Annotated in this window: 15 protein-coding genes and 1 other RNA gene; 5 read left to right on the top strand and 11 right to left on the bottom strand. The window is 64.2% G+C overall.

The annotated features are described in order from the left end of the window. Positions 1–65: 65 nt before the first annotated feature. The 7 genes from KIP88_RS17415 to tkt form a co-directional block, all read right to left on the bottom strand. Entirely contained in the window at positions 66–1,178 is a 1,113-nt protein-coding gene (locus tag KIP88_RS17415) for a tetratricopeptide repeat protein (RefSeq protein ID WP_214489160.1), read from the bottom strand. Between the two features lie 9 nt (positions 1,179–1,187). After that, a complete protein-coding gene (locus KIP88_RS17410; RefSeq protein WP_214489159.1) occupies positions 1,188–1,868 on the bottom strand; it encodes a thiamine phosphate synthase in 681 nt (226 codons plus the stop codon). A 17-nt stretch (positions 1,869–1,885) separates the two neighbouring features. After that, positions 1,886–2,911, bottom strand: a complete 1,026-nt coding sequence (locus KIP88_RS17405; RefSeq protein ID WP_214489158.1) for a class I fructose-bisphosphate aldolase — start codon at positions 2,909–2,911, stop codon at positions 1,886–1,888. A 105-nt stretch (positions 2,912–3,016) separates the two neighbouring features. After that, positions 3,017–4,084 (bottom strand): class II fructose-bisphosphate aldolase, encoded by a 1,068-nt coding sequence (gene fba / locus KIP88_RS17400; RefSeq protein ID WP_212419498.1) that lies wholly within the window; start codon positions 4,082–4,084, stop codon positions 3,017–3,019. A gap of 50 nt (positions 4,085–4,134) precedes the next feature. After that, positions 4,135–5,331, bottom strand: a complete 1,197-nt coding sequence (gene pgk, locus KIP88_RS17395; RefSeq protein ID WP_214489157.1) for a phosphoglycerate kinase — start codon at positions 5,329–5,331, stop codon at positions 4,135–4,137. 153 nt (positions 5,332–5,484) lie between these two features. After that, positions 5,485–6,492, bottom strand: coding sequence for a type I glyceraldehyde-3-phosphate dehydrogenase (gap, locus tag KIP88_RS17390; protein WP_214489156.1), 1,008 nt, complete (start codon positions 6,490–6,492; stop codon positions 5,485–5,487). A 139-nt stretch (positions 6,493–6,631) separates the two neighbouring features. Next, on the bottom strand, positions 6,632–8,617 hold the full coding sequence (gene tkt, locus KIP88_RS17385) for a transketolase (protein WP_214489155.1): 1,986 nt from the start codon (positions 8,615–8,617) through the stop codon (positions 6,632–6,634). 290 nt (positions 8,618–8,907) lie between these two features. On the opposite strand from tkt, the gene KIP88_RS17380 reads away from it, so the two are divergent. The 5 genes from KIP88_RS17380 (at position 8,908) to KIP88_RS17360 (ending at position 11,408) form a co-directional block, all read left to right on the top strand. After that, positions 8,908–9,228, top strand: coding sequence for a DUF4164 domain-containing protein (locus KIP88_RS17380; protein ID WP_214489154.1), 321 nt, complete (start codon positions 8,908–8,910; stop codon positions 9,226–9,228). Continuing rightward, on the top strand, positions 9,225–9,608 hold the full coding sequence (locus KIP88_RS17375; RefSeq protein ID WP_214489153.1) for a cell division protein ZapA: 384 nt from the start codon (positions 9,225–9,227) through the stop codon (positions 9,606–9,608). Before KIP88_RS17380 ends, KIP88_RS17375 begins: the two co-directional genes overlap by 4 nt. Positions 9,609–9,658: 50 nt before the next feature. Further along, a non-coding RNA gene (gene ssrS, locus KIP88_RS17370) (6S RNA) lies at positions 9,659–9,819 on the top strand. Between the two features lie 188 nt (positions 9,820–10,007). Continuing rightward, entirely contained in the window at positions 10,008–10,583 is a 576-nt protein-coding gene (locus KIP88_RS17365) for a 5-formyltetrahydrofolate cyclo-ligase (protein WP_214489152.1), read from the top strand. 3 nt (positions 10,584–10,586) lie between these two features. Continuing rightward, complete coding sequence (locus KIP88_RS17360) at positions 10,587–11,408, top strand: TIGR00282 family metallophosphoesterase (RefSeq protein WP_214489151.1); 822 nt, start codon at positions 10,587–10,589, stop codon at positions 11,406–11,408. A 9-nt stretch (positions 11,409–11,417) separates the two neighbouring features. Here KIP88_RS17360 and KIP88_RS17355 read toward each other — a convergent pair whose 3' ends face one another. The 4 genes from KIP88_RS17355 to KIP88_RS17340 all read right to left on the bottom strand — a co-directional run bounded on the left by KIP88_RS17355 (position 11,418) and on the right by KIP88_RS17340 (position 17,055). Further along, positions 11,418–13,625, bottom strand: a complete 2,208-nt coding sequence (locus KIP88_RS17355) for a xanthine dehydrogenase family protein molybdopterin-binding subunit (protein ID WP_214489150.1) — start codon at positions 13,623–13,625, stop codon at positions 11,418–11,420. A gap of 5 nt (positions 13,626–13,630) precedes the next feature. Then, a complete protein-coding gene (locus tag KIP88_RS17350) occupies positions 13,631–14,647 on the bottom strand; it encodes a xanthine dehydrogenase family protein subunit M (RefSeq protein ID WP_214489149.1) in 1,017 nt (338 codons plus the stop codon). Beyond that, positions 14,644–15,159 carry a (2Fe-2S)-binding protein gene (locus KIP88_RS17345; RefSeq protein WP_214489148.1) on the bottom strand — a complete coding sequence of 172 codons (516 nt, stop codon included), beginning with the start codon at positions 15,157–15,159 and terminating at the stop codon, positions 14,644–14,646. The genes KIP88_RS17350 and KIP88_RS17345 overlap by 4 nt, the downstream gene beginning before the upstream one ends. Before the next feature lie 471 nt (positions 15,160–15,630). Next, complete coding sequence (locus tag KIP88_RS17340) at positions 15,631–17,055, bottom strand: methyl-accepting chemotaxis protein (protein WP_214489147.1); 1,425 nt, start codon at positions 17,053–17,055, stop codon at positions 15,631–15,633. Positions 17,056–17,124 lie beyond the last annotated feature (69 nt).

The following is a 17,124-nucleotide window of genomic DNA, read 5'->3' as shown; positions in this document are numbered from 1 at the left end:
GAACGGCCCAATGCCGTCAGGGGGTTAGGGACTGGGTGCCCTGCCGATGTGCCGCCGTCAAGGCGTCATTTATTGGCCGTGCCACCGACGGTGCCGGTCCATTTTTTCGCCGCCTCCTGAACCTTGGCGCGATCCTCAGGGCTGAGTTCCGAGAGCCGTTCATCGAGCTCGGGGTCGCCCTTGCCGGCGGTCTTGGCGACAAGGTGCCACTTCAGGCCTTCGATCTTGTCCATAGGCACCCCCAGTCCGCTCACGAGCACGCGGGCGAGGCGGTTCTGCGCGATCGCCGAGTTTTGCCGGGCGGCTTTGCGCAAGAGCGCGACCGCGGCCGGCTGGTTCTTCGGCGTGCCGGTGCCGTTGAACATTGCAATCGCGTACTCGACCTCGGCGTCGACATTGTCGGCCAGCGAAGCCGCCTGCAACAGCCGCACCGCTTTCTCGATGTCCTTCGGCACGCCGGTGCCTTCCTTGTAGAAGGTCGCCAGCGCGTATTGCGCCTCCGGGTTGCCGGCGTCGGCGGCGGCGCGCAGCAGCTCGGCGGCGCGCTTGACGTCCTGCGGCAGCGTGTTGCCGTCGAGATAGAGCAGCGCCAGATTGTAGGCCGCCTTGGGGTTGCCGAGCTTGGCCGAGGAGGCCAGCAGCTTGACCGCCTGATCGCGGTTGGTGGCGCCGCCGCGGCCGGACAGCCGCATCATGGCGAGCGCGAACATGCCTTCGCGGTCGCCGGCATCAACTGCGCGTTGGTACCAGTCAGCGGCCTTCGCATAGTCGCGCTTGATGCCGAGTCCGTTGGCATAGAGCTCGCCCAGCATTGTCATCGCCTTGGCGTCGCGGGCATATTGCGCACGCGTGATCGCGAGATCGAAGGCCGTCTTGTAGAGGCCGCGCTGATAGGCGCCGTAGACGGCGTCGACGTTCGGATCCTCGAAGGCGGGCGTCGGCGAGGGGGAGGGCGCAGGCGTTGCCGCGGGCTTGAGCGGCGCTGCCGGCGTCGGCGTCGGTGTCGCGGCGGGCTTTTTCGCTGCGGCCGGCGCCTTTGGCTTGGGCGCCTCCTTTTTCGCCGCCGGAGGGCTAGCGGGCGGCTGCGCGGCAGGCGGCGTCAGCGAGACCTGCGCGGTGGCGCCGGCCATCGTCATCAAGAGGCTCGCAAGCAGCGATATGGGACGCAGGAGTTTCATTGTCCGGCGTTATCCGTGCCCGGCCTTGGTTTTTCCGAACGCGACCTCGTGCGCTTCTGCGATCGCCTGCGCGGCATCGATCAGCGCCGCCTTTGCGCCGCGCGGGTCGGCCCAGACGAAATCGCCGACCAGCACAAAATCCGCGCCGCTGGCTGCAAATTCGGCAGCTTCCTCGCGCGAGGCGGCAAAGCCAACGCAAGGCGGCTCGAACAGTTCTTCCCACCATTGCAGGCGCTCGGCAATCGCTTCGGTCGAGGGCCGCTGGCCGTCGGCGTCGGGCTCGCCGAACAGCACGTAGTCCGCGCCCCGTTCGCCCGCGGCCATCGAATCGTGCCGCGTGGCAAGGCCGCCGACGCCGGCAATGCGGTCTGGCTTCAGCGACGGCAAGGCATCTTCCAGCGCGGCGAGGCCGTTCAGATGCGCGCCATCGGCGCCTGCGCGCGCCACCAGTTCGACATGGCCGTCGAGCAGGAGCGCCGCGCCGGCGTTCTGGATCACCGGCGCCAGCGTCTTCACACGCGAAATCATGGTGCGCTGGTCGGTCTGCTTAAGCCGCAGCAGCACTGCCGCGACGTCGGCCGCTGCCAACAGTTCCGGAAGCTGGGCCGCAAGCTGCGCCGGGTCGTCCACCTCTGATGTCGCGAGATAGAGGCGCGGCGCCGGGCGCGGCGGAACAGGTTTATTGGCCAAGTGCTTATTAGCCAAGTCTAGGCGACCTTCTTTTCAAGGCCGGTTTCCCACTCGCCCTTGCTCGCCAGCGCATTCATCTGCGCACGGTGCGTGAAGGCGCGCTGGCCCGCGGCGATGTTCTCGGCCTTGCCCGACCACGCCTTCTGCGGCGCTGCCTGCAACGCCCGGCCATAGGAGAATGTCAGCTTCCACGGAAGGCCGCCGATCCGATTCATGGCGTCCAGATGCGCGGTCGCCTCCTCGTCGGATTGCCCGCCGGAGAGGAAGGCGATGCCCGGCACGGCTGCGGGAACGCACGCCTTCAAGAGGCGCACGGTCTTCTCTGCGACTTCATCGACCGAAGCCCGCTTCGCGCACTTCTTGCCTGAAATGGCCATGTTGGGTTTCAGCACCATGCCTTCGAGTTCAACGCGCTGAATGCGCAATTCCTGGAAGGTCTTGTTCAGCACGCGCTGGGTCACGTCATAGCAGCGGTCGATGTCGTGATCGCCGTCCATCAGGACTTCCGGCTCCACGATGGGCACGATCTGCGCCGCCTGGCACAGCGCGGCATAGCGCGCCAGCGCATGTGCGTTGACGCTGATCGCGGTCATCGTGGGAATGCCGCTGCCGATGTCGATGACTGCGCGCCATTTCGCAAAGCGCGCGCCGCGCTCGTAATATTTCTTCAGCCGTTCGGCGAGCTTGTCGAGGCCGACCGTCACCAGTTCGCCCGGACATTGCGGCAAGGCTTGCGTCCCCTCATCGACCTTGATGCCGGGGATCGCGCCGGACTGCTCGATCAGCTTGACCAGCGGCGTGCCGTCTTTCGCGTTCTGCCAGATGGTCTCGTCGTAGAGGATCACGCCCGAGACATACTTGCTCATCGCCTCGCTGGAGCGGAACAGCATTTCGCGATAGTCGCGGCGGCTCTCCTCGGTCGATTCGACCTTGATGGCGTCAAAACGCTTTTTGATCGTGCCGGAGGATTCGTCGGCGGCGAGAATGCCCTTGCCCGGGGTGACCATGGCGAGGGCAACCTTGTTGAGGTCAGCGAGATTCATCGAAGTTCTCCAGAAACATCATGCCCTTGCGCACCAAAATAGGCGGTTCTCGGGCAATTGCCTAGAAAACGTTCGTCGCACCGGGGGTGTTTGCGAGGCGCCGGCTCAGGCGACCCGCGGGTCAAGCTCACCCTTGCTGTACCGCTTGGCCATTTCGGCTGTGGTCAGCACCTTCTTGATCTTGCTGGCTTGCCCTGCGGTATTGAATTCCTGCAGCCGCTGCTTGCACAGCTTGGCCATGGCTTCCATCGCGGGCTTCAAATATTTGCGCGGATCGAATTCTTCCGGATTATCCTTCAGCACTTTACGGATCTGTCCGGTCATCGCCATGCGGTTGTCGGTGTCGATGTTGATCTTGCGCACGCCGTTCTTGATGCCGCGCTGAATTTCGGACACCGGCACACCCCAGGTCGGCTTCATCTTGCCGCCATTGGCGTTGATGATCTCCTGCAGGTCCTGCGGCACCGAGGACGAACCATGCATCACCAGATGCGTGTTCGGCAGCTTGCGATGGATCTCCTCGATCACGTTCATGGCGAGGATATCGCCATCAGGCTTGCGGGTGAACTTGTAGGCGCCGTGCGATGTGCCCATCGCGATCGCCAGCGCATCGACCCTGGTCTCCTTGACGAACTTCACAGCTTCATCCGGATTGGTCAGCAACTGGTCGTGCGATAGTTTGCCTTCGGCGCCGTGGCCGTCTTCCTTGTCGCCCATGCCGGTCTCGAGCGAGCCGAGCACGCCGAGTTCGCCTTCCACCGAGATGCCGCCGAGATGGGCCATGTCGGTGACGGTCTTGGTCACGCCGACATTGTAGTCCCAGTCGCCGGGGGTCTTGCCGTCGGCCTTCAGCGAACCGTCCATCATCACGGAGGTGAAGCCGGCCTGGATCGCGGTCATGCAGGTGGCGGGTTCGTTGCCATGATCGAGATGCACGCAGACCGGAATCTGCGGATAGATTTCGGTCACCGCGTCCATCATGTGCTTGAGCATCACGTCATTGGCGTAGGAGCGCGCGCCGCGCGAGGCCTGGATGATGACGGGCGCATCGAGCGAGGAGGCGGCCTCCATGATGGCCAGCGCCTGCTCCATGTTGTTGATGTTGAACGCCGGCACCCCGTAATCGTGCTCTGCCGCATGATCGAGCAGTTGACGCAAGGTAATGCGAGCCATTCAAATTCTCCTGTATTTGCCGCGCCTTTGGCGCCCCATTAAATCTCGGTCTAACGCAGTTTCAGAACTTCCACGCCGGGCAACGGTTTCCCTTCCATCCATTCGAGAAACGCGCCGCCGGCCGTTGAAACATAGGAAAAATCGTCGGCCACGCCGGCCTGGTTCAGCGCGGCGACGGTGTCGCCGCCGCCGGCGACCGAAATCAATTTCTTGGCCTTGGTCCGCTCTGCGGCATGCTTGGCCGCTACCATGGTGCCACGGTCGAACGGCGTCATTTCGAACGCGCCGAGCGGACCGTTCCAGACCAGTGTCTTGGCGTCGTCGATCGCGGCATGAATGCGCGCGGTCGATTGCGGGCCGACGTCGAGGATCATGCCGTCGGCCGGGATCGCATCGAGGCCATAGGCATGCGAGGGCGAGTTGGCCGCGAAGTGATAGGCGACCACGGCATCGACGGGGAGGATGATGGCGCAGTTCGCGGCCTCGGCCTTTTCCATGATGCGCAGCGCGGTTGCCGCGAGGTCTTTCTCCGCCAGCGATTTGCCGACGCCGACGCCCTGCGCGTGCAGGAACGTGTTGGCCATGCCGCCGCCGATCACCAGTGCATCGACTTTTGTCACGAGGTTTTCGAGCAGGTCGATCTTGGTCGATACCTTGGCGCCACCGATGATCGCGATCACGGGCTTGGTCGGCGCTTCCAGCGCCTTCTCAAGCGCAGTGAGTTCGGCCTGCATGGTGCGGCCGGCATAGGCCGGCAGCTTGTGGCCGAGGCCTTCGGTGGAAGCGTGCGCGCGGTGCGCGGCCGAGAACGCATCGTTGACCCAGATGTCGCCGAGCTTTGCCAGTTCGGCGACGAAGGCTGGATCGTTCTTCTCCTCTTCCTTGTGGAAGCGGGTGTTCTCAAGGCAGAGGATGTCGCCATCCTTCATCGCAGCCACGGCCTTGGCCGCGGCTTCGCCGATGCTATCCTCGGCGAAGGCGACCGGCTTCTTGATGACCTGTCCCAGCGCCGCCGCGACGGGCTTGAGCGAATCCTTGGCGTCGCGTCCCTTCGGCCGGCCGAAATGGGCGAGCAGGATGACCTTGCCGCCCTTGTCGGAAATTTCGGTGATGGTCGGTGCGACGCGCTCGAGCCGCGTCGCGTCGGTGACGCGGCCGCTTTCCATGGGCACGTTGAGGTCGACGCGCAGCAGCACGCGCTTGCCCTTTACGTCGACGTCATCGAGGGTGCGGAATGATTTTGTCATCGGAGGTCTCTTGTCCCGGGCGCTGCGCAGCGCGAAGCGTTGCGCTGCAGAACCGGGACCTAGGCTGGAATGGGTCCCGGCTCTGCGGAGCAGCGTACTGGACGATGCTTCGCATCGCCAGGAGAACGCTGCTCCGCGTCCGGGACACGAGACTTACAGCAGCTTCCCCATCGCCACGGCGGTGTCGCCCATGCGGTTGGAGAAACCCCATTCATTGTCGTACCAGGACATCACCCGCACCAGCGTGCCGTTCTGGACCTTGGTCTGGTCCATGTGGAACGTGGACGAGTGGGGATCGTGGTTGAAGTCGATCGAGACGTTCGGCGCCGTGGTGTAGCCGAGGATGCCCTTGAGCTGCTGCTCCGAGGCGCGCTTCATCGCCTCGTTGATTTCCTTCACGTCGGTGGCGCGCTTGGCGACGATCTTGAGATCGACCACCGAGACGTTCGGGGTCGGCACGCGGATCGCGACGCCGTCGAGCTTGCCCTGAAGCTCCGGCAGCACCAGGCCGATCGCCTTGGCCGCACCGGTGGAGGTCGGGATCATCGACATCGCCGCCGCGCGGCCGCGGTAGAGATCGCTGTGCAGGGTGTCGAGCGTCGGCTGGTCGCCGGTATAGGCGTGGATCGTGGTCATGAAGCCGGTCTCGATGCCGACGGTGTCGTTCAGCACTTTGGCGACCGGGGCCAGGCAGTTGGTGGTGCAGGAGCCGTTGGAGACGACCAGATGATCCTTGGTCAGCTTGTCGTGATTGACGCCGTAGACGATGGTCGCGTCGGCGCCGTCGGAGGGGGCCGAAACCAGCACGCGCTTGGCGCCGGCGGTCAGATGCGCAACGGCCTTGGCCTTGGCGCTGAAGATACCCGTGCATTCCATCGCGATGTCGACGCCGAGTTCTTTCCACGGCAGCTTTGACGGATCGCGCTCGGCGGAAACCTTGATCTTGCCATTGCCGACGCTGATCGAGTCGCCGTCGACGGTGACGATGCCGGGGAACCGGCCATGCACGGAATCGAAGCGCAGCAGATGAGCGTTGGTCTCGACCGGGCCGAGATCGTTGATCCCGACCACTTCGATATCCTTGCGGCCGGATTCCGCGATGGCGCGCAAGATATTGCGGCCGATGCGGCCAAATCCGTTGATCGCGACCCGGACTGCCATGCTCGTCTCTCCTCTAATAGCTGGCGCCATCCCCGCGGAAACGTTCCACGAGGGGCTTACGGCGGAACGCCCGGTTCGGCCGGGCGGGAACGGTCAAGATGGGGGTCTAGGTAGTCCTTTTTCCCAGTAATCTCAACCTTCACCCCAAGCGCTTCACGGCAGCGTTAACGACGGCCTCGGCGGTAATTCCGAAGTGCTTGAAAAGGTCCTTGGCGGGCGCGCTGGCACCGAAACCGTGCATGCCCACGAATTCACCATCCGCGCCGATCACGGCGTCCCAGCCCCAGCGCACGGCGGCCTCGATGGCGATCTTGACCGGCGCGTTGCCGATGATGGCCTTCTGCCGGTCCGCCGGCTGCGCCAGCAGGAGCTCCAGCGAGGGCACCGAGACCACCCGCGACGCGATGCCGCGTTCCGCCAGCTGCTTCTGGGCGGCCACCGCGATCTCGACCTCGGAGCCCGAGGCGAACAGCGACACCTTGGCTTCGCCCTGTGCCGCGACCAGCTCATAGGCGCCATGCGCGCAAGGATTGTCGTTCGGCGCTGAGGTGCGCAGTTGCGGCAGGTTCTGGCGGGTCAGCGCCAGCACCGTCGGACCGTCGACCCGGTTGAGCGCCAGTTCCCAGCATTCGGTGACCTCGACGGCGTCGCAGGGACGGAACACGCGCATGTTGGGAATCGCGCGCAGAGCGGCGAGATGTTCGACCGGCTGATGCGTCGGGCCGTCCTCGCCGAGCCCGATCGAATCATGGGTCATCACGTAGACGACGCCGGTGCCCATCAGTGCGGCCAGCCGCATCGCAGGCCGCGCATAATCGGTGAAGATCAGGAAGGTCGCACCGTTCGGCGCAAAGCCGCCATGCAGGAAGATGCCGTTCATGGCCGCGGCCATCCCGTGCTCGCGGATGCCGTAATGGATGAAGCGGCCCTTCGGCGTCTTGGCCGAGAACGCCACTGCCGATTTCGCCTTGTTGTTGTTGGAGCCGGTGAGATCGGCGGAGCCGGCGAGGAATTCCATCGGCATCGCTGATGCGATCGCCTCGATCGCGGATTCAGATGATTTCCGCGTGGCGATATTCTGCGGCGTTTCCAAGAGCGCCTTCTTGTGGGCGCGCAGCGCCTTCGCCAGCGAAGCCGGCCGTTCGTGCCGCATCCGCCGCTCGAACTCGGCGCGCTTGCGGGTGCCGAGTTCGTCGAAGCGGGCTTGCCACTCTTCGCGCGCGGCAGCGCCGCGGCTGCCGGCAGCACGCCAGGCTTTCAACACGTCGTCCGGCACCGAAAAGGCTTCGAGCGAGATGCCGAGCTTTTCCTTGGCGCCCTTAAGTTCGTCGGCGCCGAGCGCCTCGCCGTGGGCCTTCGCGGTGCCGGCCCGCGTCGGCGCGCCGTAGCCGATGGTGGTCTTGCAGGCGATCAGCGACGGCTTGTTGGATTTTTGCGCGCGGGTGATTGCCGCTGCGATCGCCTTCGGATCGTGGCCGTCGATCAGCTCGGCCGCCCAGCCCGCGGACTTGAAGCGCTTCACCTGGTCGACCGAATCGGCAATCGAGGTCGGGCCGTCGATCGAGATGCCGTTGTCGTCATACAGCACGATCATCTTGTTGAGCTTCCAGTGCCCGGCCATCGCGATCGCTTCCTGCGACACGCCTTCCATCAGGTCGCCGTCGGAGGCGAGCACGTAGGTGTGGTGGCCGACCACCTTCTTGCCGAATTCCGCGACCAGCATCTTCTCCGCCAGCGCCATGCCGACCGCGGTGGCGATGCCCTGGCCGAGCGGGCCGGTTGTGGTCTCGACGCCGCTGGTCTCGAAGTTCTCGGGATGTCCCGGCGTCTTGGAGCCGAGCTGACGGAAATTCCTGATCTGGTCGAGCGTCATGTCCTTGTTGCCGGTCAGGTACAGCAAGGCATAGAGCAGCATCGAGCCGTGGCCGGCCGAGAGCACGAAACGGTCGCGGTCCGGCCAGGCCGGAGCCGTCGCGTCGAATTTGAGGAACTGTGTGAACAGCACGGTCGCGATGTCGGCGGCGCCCATCGGCAAGCCCGGATGGCCGGATTTCGCCTTTTCGACGGCATCCATGGCAAGGCCGCGAATCGCATTGGCCATACGGGTATGATCGACCTGCGTCATGATGAAAATCCGCCTGAAATGAGGTGCTTGGTTGCGGGTGCGTACCGGGCGAAAGGCCGCAATACGGGCGTGGGCCTGGGGGAAGTCCGGGCTGGATAGCACCACAATCCCCGTGAGTCCAAGGCGAGGAAACGCTCTTCCGGTACGAAAAGTTGCTTAGCGGTGCATAGCTTCGCGTCGGCGTTGCGCTTCCCTCGCTTGCCACGTAAATTTCGTGCTCTAACCGCTTGCCGAACCGCGGATTTTGCTGCTGTGCGGCGGGCCTACCGCGAAGGTGCGCGCTGTCTCTCATGAGCGATCGTCACAGCAATGGGGCCGGCAATGCCGAGCCGGTCTATGCCGACATCGACGTCGCCACGCGGCGCCTGATGATGGCGCTCGATGCGCTTGAGGCCGCAGCCGAGCGGCGGCGCGACGCCGACCGCGACGAGAACGAACTGGCGAGCCGCATCCAGGCGCTCGGCGCCGATCGTTCGCGGCTCGCCGACGAACTCGACGGCTCGCTGGTGAAGACGCGGCGGCTGGAGCGCACCAACCGCGAGATATCGGAAAAACTGGATGCCGCGATCGGCACCATCCGCGCGGTGCTCGATGCCGGAGAGGATGAATGAGCCACATCAACGTCACCATCAACGGCCGGCAATACCGCATGGCCTGCGAGGAAGGGCAGGAAGTGCGGCTGTTAAAGCTTGCCGAGAGCCTGGAAACGCGGGTCGGCGAGTTGCGCGGCAAGTTCGGCGAGATCGGCGATGCGCGCCTCACCGTGATGGCCGCGCTGACGGTGTGCGACGAACTGCTCGATGCCAACGCGCGCATCCGCGCGCTGGAGGGCGAACTCGAAACCCTGCGCAACGTTCGCGTCGCCGCCGCCGACCGCGCCAAGGCCACGCAAGTCGCGGTCGCCAACGCGCTCAACGCCGCCGCCGACCGCATCGAAAAGACCACGCAGATGCTGAACCGCACCATCGGCAACGGCGTCGCGATTGGGTGAAGTGCTGGTTAGTGCTGGCGGATCGAGCCAGTAGTGCTTACATTGTGCTGGCGAAGCTGCGTCGTGCGTCAGGAGCCATATATCCCCGGGGCCTTATCGATCCTTTAGGGAACTGTCCCTGGCCGGGTCCGTGGACCCGGACATATGGTGCCCACCTACTTTCGTAGGGAACTCCGGGATCGAGTGCTTCAACGGCGTTCGCGGCTTCGCACTTTGATTTTGTCGGTGGGTTTGTTCCCAAAGTTCTTCGGTGCATTGCTGCCTGATGCGGCGTGCCCAGCGTAGCCCGGATGGAGCGAAGCGCAATCCGGGACAGGGTTTGTGTGGTTGCGACAAGGCCCCGGATTTCGCTTCGCTCCATCCGGGCTACGATTGCGTCGGACACGGATCATTCATCGCATGACGGCAACCCTGTCGAAAGCCGACCTCCGCACCGCCGCGCTGGCCAAACGCGATGCGTTGAGCGACGAGCAGCGCGCCGCCGCGGCGCAAGCCATGTCAAAGCGCGGTGTGCCGTTCGAGATCACGCCCGGCATGGTCGTGTCAGGCTATTCGCCGATCCGCAGCGAGATCGATCCCGCGCCCTTGATGCGCAAGCTCGCCGAGCAAGGCGCGAAGCTGGCGCTGCCCGCGGTAATGGCGCGCGGAAAATCGCTGGCGTTTCGCGCGTGGTCGCCCGACGACCGCCTGATGATGGGGCCGCTCGGCATCCTCGAGCCGTCGCCGGCGGCCGCCGAACTCATTCCCGATGTCATGTTGATTCCGCTGGCGGCGTTCGACCGCGAGGGCCACCGCATCGGCTACGGCGCGGGACATTACGACTTCACGCTCGCCCATTTGCGTAAAGTGAAAGCCATCACGGCCGTCGGGACCGCCTTTTCCGTGCAGGAAATAAAAGCCGTTCCGGCGCTGCCGCACGACGTGGCGCTGGATTATGTGCTAACGGAAAAGAAAGTGTTCGATTTCCGGAGCTGAACTTTGCGTATTCTCTTCGTTGGCGACGTGGTCGGCCGGGCAGGCCGCACCGCCATCTCAGAACATCTGCCCGGCATGATCCGTGATTGGTCGCTCGATTTCGTCGTCGTCAATGGCGAGAATTCCGCCGGCGGTTTCGGCATCACCGAGGCGATCTATCAGGAACTCCTCGACGCCGGCGCCGATGCCATAACACTCGGCAACCACGCTTGGGATCAGCGCGAGGCGCTGGTGTTCATCGAGCGCGCGCCGAAGCTGGTCCGCCCCGCCAATTTTCCAAAGGGCACGCCGGGCCGCGGCGCCGCCCTGGTCGATACCAAGAACGGCAAGCGCGCGCTTGTTATCAACGCCATCGGCCGCGTCTTCATGACGCCGTTCGACGATCCGTTCCAGATTCTCAATCGCGAACTCGATGCTTGTCCGCTGCGCGAGGCGGCGGACGCCATCGTGGTCGATTTCCACGGCGAGGCGTCGAGCGAGAAACAGGGCATCGGCTTCTTCTGCGACGGCCGCGCCAGCCTCGTCGTCGGCACCCACACCCATGTGCCGACCGCCGATCACCAGATCCTGGCCGGCGGCACCGCCTTCATGACCGATGCCGGCATGACCGGCGACTATGATTCCATCATCGGTATGCAGAAGGAAGAGCCGCTGCGGCGCTTCACGACGGGCATTCCCTCGGGCCGCTTCGAGCCGGCGGCCGGCGTTGCGACCCTCAGTGGCGTTGCGGTCGAGACCGATGATGCCACCGGCCTCGCGCTGCGCGTGGCGCCGGTGCGGGCCGGCGGCAGGCTCGAGCCTGCGGTGCCGGGCTTCTGGGTCTGACGAGGGCCTTCAATTGAACTGAACCACCTTGTCGAGCGTGATCGGCAGGTCGCGTACGCGTTTTCCCGTCGCATGATAGACCGCGTTGGCGATCGCCGCCGCGACGCCGACGATACCGATTTCGCCGAGGCCTTTGATGCCGAGCGGATTGACGGTCTCGTCGGGTTCATCGACGAAGATCACCTTGATGTCGTGCACGTCGGCATTCACGGGCACGTGGTATTCGGCGATATTGGCATTCATGACGCGTCCGAAGCGATGGTCGAACAGCGTTTCCTCGTGCAGCGCCATGCCGATCCCCCAGACCACGCCGCCCATGACCTGGCTGTGGGCGGTCTTGAGATTGAGAATGCGCCCGGCGGCGACGGCATTGACCAAGCGGGTGACGCGGATAACGCCAAGTTCTTCATCCACCTTGACCTCAGCGAAGATGGCGGAGTGGACGTTGCGCGCGTGAGACTTGTCTTCGGCGACCTTGTTGGTTTCCTCGCGCGTGATGCGCTCGGCATTGTCTGATAGCATCGCGCTGGCGATTGAGACCGCGCGGTTGGCGTCGCGCTTGCTGACGATCTTGCCGTCCGTCAGCGCGACGTCATCTACGCCAGCGTCCGCTAGCGGCGAATCCTTCATTCGCCTGGCGAGCTTCAGCAAGTCGCCGCGAACCTCGCGGGCAGTATTCGCGATGGCGTTACACACCGAGGACGCGATCCACGATCCGCCTTCCACGGGACATTGCGGCAGCGTCGAATCGCCGAGCTTGACGCTGATATTGTCGATCGGCAGGCCGAGCATGTCGGCCGCGACCTGCGCCATGATCGTATACGTTCCGGTGCCAATATCGGAGGCCGCAGTCGCGACTTCCGCATGGCCGTTCGCCGTCAGCACAATGCGGACCGTGGCCGGCATCTGCAGGGCTTCCCACACGCCCGACGCCATACCCCAGCCGACCAGTTCGCTGCCCTCGCGCATCGAGCGAGGCTGCGGGTTGCGTTTGTCCCAGCCAAACTCTGCGGCGCCCTGCCGGTAGCATTCGCGCAGTTGCTTGCTGGTATAGGGAACATCCTCGCCTTGATGGCGCTCGGAATAGCATTGCAGCCGCAGCTGCACCGGATCGGTGTTGAGCGCGATGGCAAGTTCGTCCATCGCGCATTCCAGCGCATAGACGCCGGTCGCAGCGCCCGGTGCGCGCATGTCGCAGGAAGTCGGCAGGTCGAGCTTCACGAGCCTGTGCTCGAATTTCGCGTTGGGACTTTTGTAAAGCAGATTGCCCCAGCCGGTATCGTTGCGCGCGAATTCCTCGAACTGCGAAGTCACGGCGATCGCCTCATGCGTCATCGCGTCGAGCGTACCGCCGCTATTGGCGCCGAGCGCAAGCCGTTCGATGCTCGCCGGCCGGTAGCCGAGGGCATACATTTGCGCGCGGGTCAGCATGACGCGCACCGGGCGTTTGAGCGCACGCGCTCCCAGCACCGCCAGCACGACCTGGTATTGCGGACGCAGACCGGCTCCGAAGCCGCCGCCCATATAGGGCCCCAACACGCGCACCTCGTCCGGCTTCATCTTGAACACGCCGCAGAGATATTTTTGCACGTTCTGCACGCCTTGCGTCTTGTCGTAGACCGTGAGCCGGCCGTCGTCCCAGATCGCCGTCGAGGCGAACAATTCCATCGGATTGTGGTGCTCGGTCGGAATGAAATATTCGGCCACATGGCGCACGGCGGCGGACGCAAACGCTTTTCCGGCATCGCCGCGTGGCTTCTCCGGCGTGTCGATGGCAAACGCCGTGTCGCGCTGCGCATGCAGATCGGTGACGTGGGGCTCTTTCTGATATTCGATCCGCACACGCGAGGCGGCGACGCGCGCACTTTCCCAATCCTCGGCCAGCACCAGCGCGAGCGGCTGTCCGCCGAAGAGGATCCTGTCGTCGTAGAGCGGGCGATAGGGCGAGCCTTTTTCCGTCGCGACTTCGTCCTTGTAGGCATCGTCATTATCAGCCATTGGCGGCCGATTCCGATGCGTGAGCACATCGATTACGCCGTCAACCTCCAGCGCTCCGCTGGTGTCGATGCCCACGACCCGGCCCTTCGGAATCGCCGATTCGACGACATAGCCATGGACGAGGCCGGGGACGTTGAACTCGCCGGCATATCTGGCCTCGCCGGTGACCTTGGCCCTGCCGTCGATGCGGGATGTCGCTGATCCGATATAGGATGCCATGACGTTCACCGTATCTTCTTGTCGGAGTTCGATTGCGGCGTGCCTCGCGCCGCCTGACCGAGCGTTCGCATGATGGCGCGCCGGGCCAGGCCGATCTTGAAATTGTTGTGTCCGTAGCCCTTGGCGCCGTGCAGCAGGATGTCTGCGGCTCGCGCAAATGCGCTGGCGTCGGCGCGCTCGCCGCGCAGGACGGTTTCGGCTGCTGAACTGCGCCATGGTTTGTGGGCGACGCCGCCGAGCGCCAGGCGGGCATCCTTGATCGTATCGCCGTCAAGCTCGAGCGCTGCCGCAACCGATACCAGCGCGAACGCATAGGACAGGCGGTCGCGGATCTTCAGGTAGGAATAGTTCGCGCTGAATCCCTTCGACGGAAGCTCAATGGCTGTGATGATCTCGTCCGGTTCGAGGTTGGTGTCGCGCTGCGGCGTGTTGCCGGGCAGGCGATGGAAATCTGCAAGCGCGATGGTGCGCGTCCCGGCTGGGCCTGCGACGTGCACGGCGGCTTCGAGCGCTGCGAGCGCCACGCACATGTCGGACGGATGCGTCGCGATGCAGGCTTCGCTGGTGCCGAGGATCGCATTGATGCGGTTGACGCCGTCGATCGCCGAACAGCCACTGCCCGGCTCGCGTTTGTTGCACGGTGTCGTGGTGTCGTAGAAATAAAAACAGCGCGTCCGCTGCACGAGGTTGCCGCCGGTTGAGGCCATGTTGCGCAATTGCTGCGATGCGCCGGACATGATCGCGCGCGCGAGCAACGGATAGCGCTGTTCGATCAGCGGATGGTAGGCGAGGTCGGTATTCGGCACCATCGCCCCGATCAGAACGCCGCCCGCGGCGGTTGGTTCGACGCTCCTGAGCGGCAGGTGCGAGATGTCGATCAGCCGGGTCGGGCCCTCGACATCGTATTTGATCAGGTCGATCAGGTTGGTGCCGCCCGCAATGAATTTCGCGGAAGGATCGGTGGCGATCTGCTTGATGGCGTCGGCGACGTCGTTGGCACGCGCGTACTGGAACGGGGTCATGATCGCTCCATCGCTTGCAGGATCGCCGCCACGATGTTCGGATAGGCGCCGCAGCGGCAGATGTTACCGCTCATCAGTTCGCGGATCTCGTCGGGCGTTCTTGCCTTGCCTTCGGCGATCAGCCCGGCGGCCGAGCAGATCTGTCCCGACGTGCAGTAGCCGCACTGGAACGCATCCTGATCGATGAAGGCCTGCTGCAGCGGATGCAGCTCGCCATCGCGCGCCAAGCCCTCGATGGTGGTTATTTCGGCGCCTTCCTTCATCACTGCCAGCGTCAGGCAGGAATTGATCCGCCGCCCGTCGACGAGCACGGTGCACGCGCCGCATTGTCCGTGGTCGCAGCCCTTCTTGGTGCCGGTCAGATCGAGATGGTCGCGCAGCGCATCCAGTAGCGTCGTCCAGGGGGCGACCGTGAGTTCCATCTGGCTGCCGTTGACAGTCAGCCTGATCGGAATTTTCTCCGGCACCGTAGCAGCTCGCGTTACACGCCTTGCTGTGCCAGATCGCGCCATTTTCATCTCCACTTGCCTGGGGCCGGCGCGCGAGGATGGTGCTCGGACGCTACAGCCCGCTCTCGACCAAGATGCTCAGATCGTTAGCCGGGTTCCAGGCCCGGCCAACAACGAGTTCGAACAAGGAAGGTTCAGAACGAAAAGTGAGGATACGTACGCTCGACGGTCGCGGCCGGTCAGGCAGCGGACACCGAGTTAGGCGTCGGAAATATCGCGCCACGGCGGGCCAGGAAGCGAGAATATTTTTCGCAATGCTGGCCTGCATTGCCAACGCGGCACGTCACACAATTGGGCAACGCGATTGCTACTGTTTTAGGCGAATTGATATGGCAATCGTCGTTTAGTGCGTGCGCCTTGTTGAGGCGTGTCAAAGCGGCAATGACGACGGGAGTATGAAGCTGGTCGCCCGGTGATGGCTGATCTGCGTCACTCTGGCATCCCTCGCCGAAGCGCGCGACGAACAATCACGGTCTAGCTCTGCCGAAAACCCATCCGGAATGCGCCCCAGTGGCGGCCGCGGACGAAGATCGGCGACGACAGGTCCTTCATCAGGACGAAATTACCGCCGCCCATGTCGCGGCGGTAAGTCTGCAACAGAAACGGTTTGGTGTTCGCCGCCACCTTCTTCACCGCGCGGTCGTTGAACAAGCGGCGGTTGCGGCAATTGGCGTTGTTCCAGACGGGGTCGGGCCCCTGCGGCAGGCGGTAGTTCGGATTGTGGGTCGGCAGGTAGCCGCCCTTGGCCCAGGCTACGCAGAACACGATGCGCGGGTCACTCTTCTGGATCGGATCCTGGATGGAAGGCAGGACGCGGTCGGTGAAGGCGACGTAATTGGTGAGATACTGCTTGGGATCGGTGCCGGGGATTTCCCGATACTTCTCGTCCATGAGCTGGTCGAGCGTGATCTCGCCGCGGTCGATCGCGGCCTCGAACTCGGCCGAGATGCGCTTCGTGGTATCGACGACGACGCGGATCAGCGGCGCATCCGAGGTCTCGACGCCGCTGTCGGCGATCAGCGCGATCAGGCCTTCGGAGGTCTCGAGCAGCTTTGTCACCCGGTCGTCCGCGTGCTTGAGATCGCGCGAGGAGAGGTCGACGCCCTTGGCGAGCTCGCTGAGCTCGGTGATAACAGTGTCGCAATGGCCGAGATTGGACGTCGCGGCCCTGGCGACGCCGTCGATCTCCTGGCCTACGGACGCGATGCCCTGATGCACGCGCGCGATGATGCCGCTGATCTGCTGTGCGCCTTCACCGGCGCTCTTGGCGCGGAGTGAGGCGTCGCTGCTCTCGCCGATCAGGCTGCCGATCTGGCCGTCGAGATCGCGCATGGTATCGGAAATCTGCTGCGTGGCCTGGCGAGTCCCCTCCGCTAGATTCTTCACTTCGCTCGCGACCACGGCAAAGCCGCGGCCGGCGGTTCCGGCGCGCGCCGCCTCGATCGTGGCATTGAGCGCCAGCAGGTTCGTCTGCTTCGCAATCGCCTCGATCGAGCCGGAAACTTTTGCAACCTGCGACAGGGCCGAGCCGACGGCGCTGAGCCGGGCCTCGATGCGGCCGACCGCTTCGACGAGTTCGGCGATATGCTTGACGGCCGTATCCACCGCGCTGCGCGACTGAACGATCTCTCCGACGGCTGCGGTCGTGGTCGATTGCACCGCCTGCGATGCATTAGCGATGTCGCGGTTGGCCGAGACCATCGTCTGGGCCGTCTTCTGTAAGTGGTGGAACCGCTCCGACTGGTTCGCGACGCGGCTCGCGACCTCCTGGACGTTGCCGGCGATATCGGCAAGCTCCACGCCGAGCCCGCCGATGCGGTTGGCAAGCTGGTCAATGAGTCGTTCGGCCAGTGACTGGTTGGATTGAGTGTCCAGGACTGCACGCTGCACAAAGGACATGTTCGAGCTTTCTCCAGTCAGAGCCGATGATCGGCCCACCGCGGCGATCGCATTCCAATTCCAAGAACG

This window comes from Bradyrhizobium sp. SRL28 (assembly GCF_018596315.1).
Lineage (GTDB): Bacteria > Pseudomonadota > Alphaproteobacteria > Rhizobiales > Xanthobacteraceae > Bradyrhizobium.
The sequence above is the reverse complement of the archived record's forward strand: the minus strand, read 5'-3'. Positions and strand labels throughout refer to the sequence as shown.

What these genes read in the sequence shown, in the direction of transcription:
- KIP88_RS17415 (WP_214489160.1), bottom strand. Translation starts at nt 1,178, where the DNA reads ATGAAACTCCTGCGTCCCATATCGCTGCTTGCGAGCCTCTTGATGACG.
- KIP88_RS17405 (WP_214489158.1), bottom strand. Translation starts at nt 2,911, where the DNA reads ATGAATCTCGCTGACCTCAACAAGGTTGCCCTCGCCATGGTCACCCCG.
- fba (WP_212419498.1), bottom strand. Translation starts at nt 4,084, where the DNA reads ATGGCTCGCATTACCTTGCGTCAACTGCTCGATCATGCGGCAGAGCAC.
- pgk (WP_214489157.1), bottom strand. Translation starts at nt 5,331, where the DNA reads ATGACAAAATCATTCCGCACCCTCGATGACGTCGACGTAAAGGGCAAG.
- gap (WP_214489156.1), bottom strand. Translation starts at nt 6,492, where the DNA reads ATGGCAGTCCGGGTCGCGATCAACGGATTTGGCCGCATCGGCCGCAAT.
- tkt (WP_214489155.1), bottom strand. Translation starts at nt 8,617, where the DNA reads ATGACGCAGGTCGATCATACCCGTATGGCCAATGCGATTCGCGGCCTT.
- KIP88_RS17380 (WP_214489154.1), top strand. Translation starts at nt 8,908, where the DNA reads ATGAGCGATCGTCACAGCAATGGGGCCGGCAATGCCGAGCCGGTCTAT.
- KIP88_RS17375 (WP_214489153.1), top strand. Translation starts at nt 9,225, where the DNA reads ATGAGCCACATCAACGTCACCATCAACGGCCGGCAATACCGCATGGCC.
- KIP88_RS17365 (WP_214489152.1), top strand. Translation starts at nt 10,008, where the DNA reads ATGACGGCAACCCTGTCGAAAGCCGACCTCCGCACCGCCGCGCTGGCC.
- KIP88_RS17355 (WP_214489150.1), bottom strand. Translation starts at nt 13,625, where the DNA reads ATGGCATCCTATATCGGATCAGCGACATCCCGCATCGACGGCAGGGCC.
- KIP88_RS17350 (WP_214489149.1), bottom strand. Translation starts at nt 14,647, where the DNA reads ATGACCCCGTTCCAGTACGCGCGTGCCAACGACGTCGCCGACGCCATC.
- KIP88_RS17345 (WP_214489148.1), bottom strand. Translation starts at nt 15,159, where the DNA reads ATGGCGCGATCTGGCACAGCAAGGCGTGTAACGCGAGCTGCTACGGTG.
- KIP88_RS17340 (WP_214489147.1), bottom strand. Translation starts at nt 17,055, where the DNA reads ATGTCCTTTGTGCAGCGTGCAGTCCTGGACACTCAATCCAACCAGTCA.